This window comes from Streptomyces sp. NPDC088194, assembly GCF_040702025.1.
Classification (GTDB): domain Bacteria; phylum Actinomycetota; class Actinomycetes; order Streptomycetales; family Streptomycetaceae; genus Actinacidiphila.
Genome location: NZ_JBFBIV010000099.1, coordinates 20,001 through 28,894, shown reverse-complemented (window position 1 = coordinate 28,894; position 8,894 = coordinate 20,001). Strand labels below are relative to the sequence as shown.

Annotated in this window: 7 protein-coding genes and 1 riboswitch; of the genes, 4 read left to right on the top strand and 3 right to left on the bottom strand. The window is 76.0% G+C overall.

The features are described 5' to 3' along the window. The coding region (locus tag AB0399_RS34360; protein ID WP_366413948.1) for a hypothetical protein at positions 1–214 on the top strand (214 nt) is incomplete at its 5' end. Between the two features lie 151 nt (positions 215–365). Here AB0399_RS34360 and AB0399_RS34355 read toward each other — a convergent pair. Then, positions 366–2,006: a hypothetical protein gene (locus AB0399_RS34355; protein ID WP_366413947.1), complete on the bottom strand. Its 1,641-nt coding sequence runs from the start codon at positions 2,004–2,006 to the stop codon at positions 366–368. A 247-nt stretch (positions 2,007–2,253) separates the two neighbouring features. Next, complete coding sequence (locus AB0399_RS34350; RefSeq protein ID WP_103887705.1) at positions 2,254–2,448, bottom strand: hypothetical protein; 195 nt, start codon at positions 2,446–2,448, stop codon at positions 2,254–2,256. Between the two features lie 316 nt (positions 2,449–2,764). Here AB0399_RS34350 and AB0399_RS34345 point away from each other — a divergent pair, with 316 nt between their 5' ends. The 3 genes from AB0399_RS34345 to AB0399_RS34335 all read left to right on the top strand — a co-directional run bounded on the left by AB0399_RS34345 (position 2,765) and on the right by AB0399_RS34335 (position 5,972). Continuing rightward, positions 2,765–3,391, top strand: a complete 627-nt coding sequence (locus tag AB0399_RS34345; protein WP_329371750.1) for a uridine kinase — start codon at positions 2,765–2,767, stop codon at positions 3,389–3,391. Positions 3,392–3,596: 205 nt separating this feature from the next. Then, a complete protein-coding gene (locus AB0399_RS34340; RefSeq protein WP_366413946.1) occupies positions 3,597–4,613 on the top strand; it encodes a GNAT family N-acetyltransferase in 1,017 nt (338 codons plus the stop codon). A gap of 426 nt (positions 4,614–5,039) precedes the next feature. Beyond that, positions 5,040–5,160, top strand: a riboswitch (cyclic di-AMP (ydaO/yuaA leader). A 5-nt stretch (positions 5,161–5,165) separates the two neighbouring features. Further along, positions 5,166–5,972 (top strand): LysM peptidoglycan-binding domain-containing M23 family metallopeptidase, encoded by an 807-nt coding sequence (locus AB0399_RS34335; protein ID WP_366413945.1) that lies wholly within the window; start codon positions 5,166–5,168, stop codon positions 5,970–5,972. A 96-nt stretch (positions 5,973–6,068) separates the two neighbouring features. On the opposite strand, the gene AB0399_RS34330 is transcribed toward AB0399_RS34335, so the two are convergent. Then, positions 6,069–8,885: an AAA family ATPase gene (locus AB0399_RS34330; protein WP_366413944.1), complete on the bottom strand. Its 2,817-nt coding sequence runs from the start codon at positions 8,883–8,885 to the stop codon at positions 6,069–6,071. Positions 8,886–8,894: the final 9 nt, after the last annotated feature.

Below are 8,894 nucleotides of genomic sequence, written 5' to 3'. Positions count from 1 at the left end.
GGTGGCCCGAGCCCGGGGGCCGTCGGACGACGACGGCGAGCAACCCCCTCAGGGGCGCGGGGAACTGCGCGCGCAACCGGCCACCGGCCGTGAGGCGGCAAGGAGCCGTAAGTCCGATGGCGGGGTGCCGTGGGGGCGCGGGGAACTGCGCGACCAGCCGGCCACCGGCCGTGAGGCGGCAAGGAGCCGTAAGTCCGATGGCGGGGTGCCGTAGGGGCGCGGGGAACTGCGCGACCAGCCGGCCACCGGGCCGGAGACGGACACGAACCGCCACCACGACGGCGGGCAACCGCAGGGGCGCGGGGAACTGCGCGGCCAACCACGACGCACCGTCAGACAAAGGCGAGGCGGCCACCCCGCAGGGGCTAGCCGAGCTCCAGGTCGGCGACCGTGCGGACAACCGCTTCCTTGCGGAGGGTGACCGTTTCGGACGTGGAGTTCCGCTCGGGTTCGGGTGGGGTCGGGGTGGAGAGGGGGGCGCCGTCGGAGGGGAGGAGGGCGAGGACCGCGGAACGGTGTGCGGCGGGGGCCTCCTCGTCGAAGGGGTCGGGCGTGGCGGGCACTTGGAGCCGGAGCACGGGGCCGGTGCCCAGTCGGGCGTAGCCGCGCCCGGGGGGCACGTCACCCGCGGGGGTGGTGCGTTGCGGCGCCCCGAGGACGGCCTGCACGTGCTCGGGTGCGAGCGGCCCGAGCACCACCCTGGCCCGGGTCTGCGAGATCACCACGGGCGCCAGCGCCTCGGTCGCGTCGAGCTGATCGGCCACCGCGACCGCGACGTTCGCGGTGCGCCCGTGCCGCAGCGGGACGTCCAGCAGCGCCTGCGGGTCGGGCCGCCCCTCGGCGAGCGCGAGTTGGGTGAGCGCGGTCGGCCGGTCGACGACGATCCACAGCGGCCGCCGTACGTCCTCGGCGACCGGATTCCCCGCCTGCCGGGCCCGGTTCACCGCGATCAGCCGCCGCTCGGTCTCGTGCGCGGCCCACTCCAGCGTCGCCGACGCCCCGAGCAGTCCGTCCTCGACGGCGAGCACGCCCGGCCGCCCGGCCAGGCACGCGTACTCCCCGGTGCCGCTGCCGTCCACCACCACCACGTCGCCGTGCACCAGCGCCTGGAGCGCGATCGACCGCAGCAGGCTGGTCGTACCGGTGCCGGGCTGGCCGAGCGCCAGCAGGTGCGGCTCGGTGGAGCGGGCGCCGGTGCGCCACACCACTGGCGGCGCGTCCCGGGTGGTCGGCTGGTCGCCGTCGCACTCCTCGCCGGCCGGCACCGCGACCGGCACGGTCCGCTGCACCGTGTCGGTGTCGGTGAAGCCGAGCACCGTCTCGCCCGGGGAAGTGACGAACCGCTGCGCGACGATGTCGGTCGGCAGCGGCGGCAGGGTGGTGAGGGTGAGGTGGTTCTCCTCCTCGTTCCAGTCGAAGCGGTACTCGCGGCCGCGCCCGGCCTTGGCGTGCAGCAGTTGCTCCACCCGGGCGCGGGAGTCCGCCTCGCCGTCGGTGAAGTACGCCGGATAGCGCAGGTGCAGCCGCATCAGCCGGCCGTCCTGGAACTCGTACGAGCTGAACGCCCGGTCCCAGCCGCCGTCGTGCGCGTACAGCGGCGCCGGGTCGCCCGCGTCGGACAGGTACGGCACCAGCGCCTCGTAGAGCGACTGGAGGCGTACGCCCTCGGCCTCGGTCGGCCCGGCCGGCGCGGTGGCGGCGCGGTCCCGGCCCATCCACGCGGCCGAGGCGACCAGCGCGGCGACACCGAGGATCGGCCCGTACGGCATCATCGCCACGATCACGACCGCTGCGACGGCCAGCAGCAGCGCCGGTCCGCGCCGGTCCTTCGGGGTGCGGCCCCACCACCCGCCGGCCCAGGACGCCTGCCTGCGCATGCCTCGGGCGATGGTGATGACGGGGTGCAGCACGTCGCCGGCGCCGTCGGCCGCGGTGCGCGCCAGATCACGGCCGCGGACGAGCGCCGGTCGGGTGCTGAGGATGCTGGGAAGGGGACGCCTGGCCACGGGTTGCTCCATGGGTGGTTCGGGTGGGGGACGGCGCATGGGGGACGCCGCTGCGCGGGGGGACACGCGCGGAGAGCTGCGGGGAACGCGGCTGGGGGGAAGCACGGGGAGATCAGGTGCGAGGTGCGGAGGTGCGCGGGTGCGCTCGGGAACGAGGGCTGGGGAGCGGAACGGTGACGGGCCCGGGAGCGGATCGACCGCTGCCGGGCCCGAGGGGGAGGGGCAGGAGTGGCCGTCGGGGACGGCGCTAGATCTTGAGCCCGCCGATCAGGCTGGCCAGGCTCGCTCCACCCGCGGTGATGCTGGGGGCGATGGCGGTGCCCGCGAGGTAGAACCCGAAGAGGGCGCAGACCACTCCGTGGGACACCTTCAGGCCGTCCTTGCGGAAGAACAGGAAGCAGATGACGCCGAGAAGCACGACGCCGGAGATGGACAGGATCATGGGGCTCTTCTCCTGAGGTGATGGGGACGGTCACCGTGAGTTCTTCCAGGCTCACAAAAAGTAATAGATCGCGCTCGGTGGCAAATGGGTGATTTGTAGCTGATTTCCACCACCGGAGTGAGGAGGGGTACGAGGTGCGTCGGGCCCTGGCCGGAACGCCGCCCGGATGTGCCCGCTCCCTCCGGCCCTCCCCGCTTCCCGGCCGTTCCGGCGCCCGTGCCGGGGCCGCCCGGTACGGATGCCGTGTCACCTCGTCCGATCGGGTGACGGCGAGCCGCCGGGGTGACGCCCGAGGCGGCTCCGGCAGGATGGCCGGGTGCAGCCGATCCCCATCACCTGGCCCAGACTCGCCGACGCCCTCGCCGAGCGGATCGCCGACGGCCGCCCGCCCGGCCCGTGGTGGCGGGTCGCGGTGGACGGCGCCCCCGCCGCCCGCCCCGCGGACCTCGCCGATGCCGTCGCCGCCGCGCTGCCCGCGCTCGGCCGACCGGTCCTGCGGGTCGGCGCCGAGTCGTTCTGGCGTCCCGCCTCGCTGCGACTGGAGTACGGCCACGAGGACGTCGACGCGTACTACCAGCTCTGGCTCGACACCGGGGCGCTGCGCCGCGAAGTGCTCGACCCGCTCGGCCCCGGCGGCAGCGGCCGCGCCCTGCCCTCGCTGCGCGACCCCGGCACGGACCGCTCCACCCGGGCCGACTACGTCGAACTCCCGCCCGGCGGCGTCCTGTTGCTCGACGGGCCGCTGCTGCTCGGGCAGGGGCTGCCGTTCGACCTCACGGTCCATCTGCGGCTGTCCCCGGCGGCGCTCGCCCGGCGCACCCCGCCGCAGGAGCAGTGGACCCTGCCCGCGTACGAGCGGTACGCCCGCGAGGCGCTGCCCGAGGAGGCCGCGGACGTCCTGGTGCGCGCGGACGACCCGCGGCATCCGGCGTGGACCGGGTGAGGCGGCGACGGCAAGCCCGAGCCGTCGGGTCGGCGGGCGCCGGCGTGCCCTCGGCGCCTCGCCCGGTGGGCGCCTGCGGCGGCCGAACGCCCCTGCCGGGCACGGCGTTTCGCGCGGTTGGCGGCACCCGTCCCGACCTGTCCCCGGCCCCGGCCGGATCCGCCTTGCCCTGGGACGGCGCCCACCACTAGCGTCCACGAGCACCATGACTGTCGCCACCGCGCCGCTGACCACCGAGCACATACCTCTTGCCGTCCAGCGGTACGACCGCTGGTTCGCCCGGGCCCGGCGTCCTCCGTCGCAGCGGTCCTGGCTCGCGGACGGTCCGGTGCGCGGCGAGGAGCTGCTCGGCAAGCTCCACCAGGTGCCCGGCATCGAGGCGGTCCGCGCCCTCGACGGCGAGGGCGGCCTGATCGGTCACCTCGCGGCGATACCGCTCGACCTCGCCCCCGACGACCCCGCCGCCCTGCGCAGCCACCCGCGCTCCGCGCTCGTCCCGCACGGCGGCCACGCGCTCCCCTCCGGCCGCGAGAGCGAGGTGCTGCGCGCGCTGTACGTACGGGTCGCCGATCGGCTCGTCGCCGAGCGGCGGTTGGTGCACTACGTCGACGTGCCGGCCGGCGAGGTCGGCACCACGCCGTGGTCCGACCTCGGCTTCGGCCGGGAGCGGGTGCACGGGCTGATGGCGGTCAAGGCCCGCGGGCGGCAGCCGCGCGGGGTCGAGGGACTGGCCATCCGCCGGGCCGGGCCCGGCGACCTGCCGCAGATCGGCCGGATGGCCGCGGAGTCCGCCCGGCGGCAGCGCGGCACCGCCACCTTCCAGCCGCAGCCGGAAGCCGCGCTCGCGGCGCTGCGCGTGCACTACGCCGGTGCGCTCTCGGACTCCCGCTGCGGTGCGTGGATCGCCTCCCGGCGCGGCGAGGAGATCGGCATGGTGCTGCTGGTGCCCGCGCAGCCGGACCCGGTCGTCCCGGCGGCCTGCGTCGAACTCGTCGAGGCGTACGTCGAGCCCGCCTTCCGTGGGGAGGGGATCAGCCGGGTGCTCCTCGCGACCGCGCTCGCCTGGGCGTACGACGCCGGGCATCGCTACATGTCGGCGCAGTGGCCGTCCGCGTCGCCGCACGCCGCCGGGCACTTCCCCGCGATCGGCTTCCGCCCGGTCGCCTACCGGCTCTCCCGCACCCTCGACCATCGCCTCATCGGCGCCCCCGGCACGTTCTGAGGTTCCCCCCGGGGTGCCCCTGCGGAGGTGCGGCTCCTCCCGCGAAGGGAGCGCACCCAAGAACCGTACGAATCAGGGCAATTCGGAAACGTGTGAGCGGGATCACCGGATGAGTACGGTCCGCGGTCGGCCGTGATACGCCGAGTCAGCGCGACCGGCGCACCGTGATGGACGGTGGCGGGTGGCACACCTGAAGTAAGGGCGGCATAACGGACATCCGGGAGCGCGGGCACATACGGTGACGGGGGCGCCCGGGGGTGGGGAAGGGCCGTTTGCCCGGGTGGAGCGGCGTCCCCTACGTTCCGTCTCGTGCGGGGCAACCCGCTTCCCCTCCGCCGGGCGGACCGCCGAGTCCTGCCACCGCCCGCTACGCGGATCACCCGAACACCGACATGGCAGGAGCGGGGGAACCAGGTAAGCCGCCGCCCGAGTCGACCGCCGCACCGCCGGCGGGCGCACCCGGGCGGCTCGGGGTGAAGCCGCATCCGCGGCCGGGCATCTCCTGCCCGAACCCGACAGCTCACCTCGCAGGCGTAGGAGAGGACATCCCCCATGCCCGCACACAGCCGGCACCGCAAGCCCAAGGTCCGCAACGGCCGCCGTCTCACCCGCCTCTACGTGGCCGCCGGCGCCGGCGGCGCCGCACTCGTGCTGCCGCTGGTCGCCGCGACCGGCGCGGGCGCGGCCACCCCGGCGCAGAGCGCGACCGCCGCCTCGGCCACGTACAAGGTCGTCACGGGCGACACCCTGATCAAGATCGCCACCGCGCAGCACGTCACCGGCGGCTGGCAGCAGCTCTACCAGGACAACAAGGCCGTCATCGGGGCGAACCCCGGCCTGATCCGCCCCGGCACCGTACTGACCCTCGACGCCGCGAAGGCCGCGCCGCAGGCGAAGACCGCGGCGAAGACCGCCACCGCGTCCACCGCCGCCGCCACGACCACCGCCGGCACCGGCTGGATGAAGCCGGTCGGCGACGCCGCCATCGGCACCGGCTACAAGGCGTCGGGCTCGCTGTGGTCCAGCGGCTCGCACACCGGCGTCGACTTCCTCGTCGGCTCCGGCACCCCGGTGCACGTCGTCGCCGCGGGCACCGTCGTGTCGGCCGGCTGGGACGGCGCGTACGGCAACGACGTGATCGTCCGCCACGCCGACGGCAAGTACACCCTGTACGGCCACCTGTCGCAGGCGCTGGTCTCGGCCGGCCAGACCGTCACCGAGGGCCAGCAGATCGGCATCTCGGGCGCGACCGGCAACGTCACCGGGCCGCACCTGCACTTCGAGGTGCGCACCACGCCGAGCTACGGCTCGGACATCGACCCGGTCGCCTACCTGGGCAGCCACGGCGTCGTCATCTGACACCGGCACCGCGGTCGCACGGCCGCGATCGGCGGGCCCGCCCGGTTCTGGCAACCGGGCGGGCCCGTCCGCGCGTTCGGGCCGGGCGGGCCGAACTCAGGCCAGCAGCCCGGACAGTTCGCCGCGCGAGGCGACGCCCAGCTTCGGGTACGCCTTGTACAGGTGGTAGCCGACCGTGCGCGGGCTGAGGAACAGCCGTGCGGCGATGTCCTTGTTCGACAGGCCGTGCGCGGCCAGCCGGACGATCTGCCCCTCCTGCGGGGTGAGCCCCGCCTGCTCGGCGAGTGACCGCGTCTCCTGATGCACCGTCACCAGCGCGCCGGAGGCGCCGAGTTCGCCGCGGGCCCGCTCCGTCCACGGGCGGGCGCCGAGCCGTTCGAAGACCTCCAGCGCGGACCGCAGCCGCCCGGCCGCCTCGCTTCTGCGCCGGGCCCGCCGCAGCCACTCCCCGTACAGCAGCTCGGTGCGGGCCGCCTCCAGCGCGCGCCGGTGCGGGTCGTGCGCGGCCAGCGCCGCCGTGAAGTACGCCTCCGCCTGGTCGTCGGGGGCCAGCAGTGCCCGGCAGCGGGCCACCATGGCCTCCGCCCAGTCCTGCCCCGTGCGCCGCGCCCACCGCTCGAACCTGGCGAACGGCTCGGCCGCGCGCCCGGGTTCACCGAGGCGGACCGCCGCCTCCACCAGGTCCGGCACGCTGCGGGTGGTGCAGATGTGGTGCCGCAGCAGCGGCTCGGTGAGCAACTCCAGCCGCTCCAGGGCCGATCCGGCCCGGCCCAGGCCGAGGTCGAGCAGGCCCTGCGACCAGTACGCCCATCCGGCACCCGGCGCGGTCGGCGCGCCCGGTGCGGCCGCCAGCGCCTCGGCGACGTGGGCGCGGCACTCCTCCTCGTCGCCCCGCAGCGCGGCCACCTGCGCCAGCGCACCGCTCAACTGGCTGACCCACTGCGCCTGCTGGGTGTCCCGGGCGATCCGCAGCCCCTCGGCCGCGGTGGCGTACGCCTCGGCGATCCGCGACTCGAACACCTCCACCTCGGCCCGGAAGAACAGCACCGTGGCCAGCCGCCCCACCCCGCCGCTGTCCCGGCTCTCGGTCGCCAGCTGGGCGGCGAGTTCGTACGTCTGATCGTCCTGCCCGCGCAGCATGCCGGCCGCGCAGAGCATCACCAGCTCGCGGGGGTCGGCGTCGCCGCCATTGGCGGCCCGCACCGCGGCCGCGGCCGGCAGCAACTCCTCCGGAGTCGGCGGGGCGGAGGCGGAGGCAGGGCCCGGTACCCCCAGCGCGCCGGCGAAGAAGTCCGCGACCGGGCGGATCGCCGCGTCCCGGGGCAACTCCAGTGCCGCCAGCCGCCGTACGGTCTCCTCGACCTCGGCGGCGCCCAGGTACCACGCGGTGTGCACCGCCTGCACCAGCATCCGCCCGGCCCGTTCCGGGTCCACCACGGCCACCGCGTCGGCGCCCACCAGCAGCATCCGGTGCGCGCCGGGGAAGGCGCCCTGCCAGAAGTCGGCGAGCGCCCTTACGTACAGCGTCCTGGCGCGTATCACCGCCTCCGCCGCGGAGCCGGGGGAGAGGACCGGAGCCGCCACACGGGCGGCCTGCTCGGCGAAGTCCCGGGCCCGGGGCAGCTCGCCGGCCTCCGAGGCGGCCTCGGCGGCCAGCAGCAGGCGGTCGGCGCGGGCGGTCGAGTCGGTACTCAGCCGGGCGGCGCGCTCGTAGGCGACCGATGCGGCGGAGTGGCCGCTGCGCCGGCGGGCCCGCGCCGCGGTGGCCTCCAGGGCGGCGGCCACCTCCTCGTCCGGGCCGGTCGCGGCCATCGCCAGGTGCCAGGCGCGGTGGTCCGGGTCGTGCACCGGGTCGGCCGCCTCGGCCAGCGCCCGGTGGGCGGCCAGCCGCTCCGGCAGCGGGGCCCGCTGGTGGATCGCGGCCCGCATCAGGGGATGGCGGAACCGCAGCCGGTCCTCCTCGTCGACCAGGACGAGCCCCGCGTCCTGCGCGGGCGGCAGGTCGTCCACGCCGACGCCGAGCGCGGTGGCGGCGGCGAGCAGGGTGTCCGGGTGGCCGGTGTGGTCGGCGGCGGCGATCAGCAGCAGCGTCTGCGTGCCGCGTGGCAGGTCGGCGACCCGGCCGTGGAAGGCGGCCTCCAGCCTGCTGGTCAGCGGCAGCGGGTCGGGCCCGAGGTCCGCGCCGGGACCCGCCGCGCCGGCCGCGCCGGAGCCGTCGGCTCCGCCGGCCGGGTCCAGCGCGAGCGGCAGCTCCAGCAGGGCCAGCGGGTTGCCCTGCGCCTCGGCCAGCACCCTGCGCCGCACGGCCGTGCCCAGCCCGGCGCCGCGCTCGGCCAGCAGCGTGCCGGCCGCCGTCGCGTCGAGCCCGCCCAGCCGCAGCTCGGGCAGCCCCGGCGCGACGAACGCCCCCTCGCCGTCGCGGGCCGCGAAGAGCATCACCACGCCCTCCGCGTCCAGCCGCCTGGCCGCGAACGCCAGCGCGTCGGCGGACGCCCGGTCCAGCCACTGCGCGTCGTCGACGACACACAGCAGCGGCCCGTCGCCCGCGTGCCCCGACAGCAACGACAGCACCGCGAGACCGACGAACATCGGCTCGCCCGCGTTCCCCGCGGTCAGCCCGAACGCCGCACGCAGCGCCCGCTGTTGCGGCTCCGGCACCGACCCGATCGCGCCCATCGCCTTGCGCAGCAGCAACTCAAGGCCGGCGTAAGGCAGTTCGGCCTCGAACTCGACGCCCGAGCTTCGCATCACCGTGAAATCCGCCGCGCGTGCGCACTCCACCGCGTGCGCCAGCAGCGCGGTCTTGCCGATCCCGGCGTCCCCGCGCACCACCAGCACCCCGCTGCGGCCCGCCCGCGCCCCGTCCAGCAGCGCCTCGACCGTGTCCGCTTCGGCTCCCCGTCCATGCAGCATGCGGTGCAC

What these genes read in the sequence shown, in the direction of transcription:
- AB0399_RS34350 (WP_103887705.1), bottom strand. Translation starts at nt 2,448, where the DNA reads ATGATCCTGTCCATCTCCGGCGTCGTGCTTCTCGGCGTCATCTGCTTC.
- AB0399_RS34340 (WP_366413946.1), top strand. Translation starts at nt 3,597, where the DNA reads ATGACTGTCGCCACCGCGCCGCTGACCACCGAGCACATACCTCTTGCC.
- AB0399_RS34335 (WP_366413945.1), top strand. Translation starts at nt 5,166, where the DNA reads ATGCCCGCACACAGCCGGCACCGCAAGCCCAAGGTCCGCAACGGCCGC.
- AB0399_RS34330 (WP_366413944.1), bottom strand. Translation starts at nt 8,885, where the DNA reads ATGCTGCATGGACGGGGAGCCGAAGCGGACACGGTCGAGGCGCTGCTG.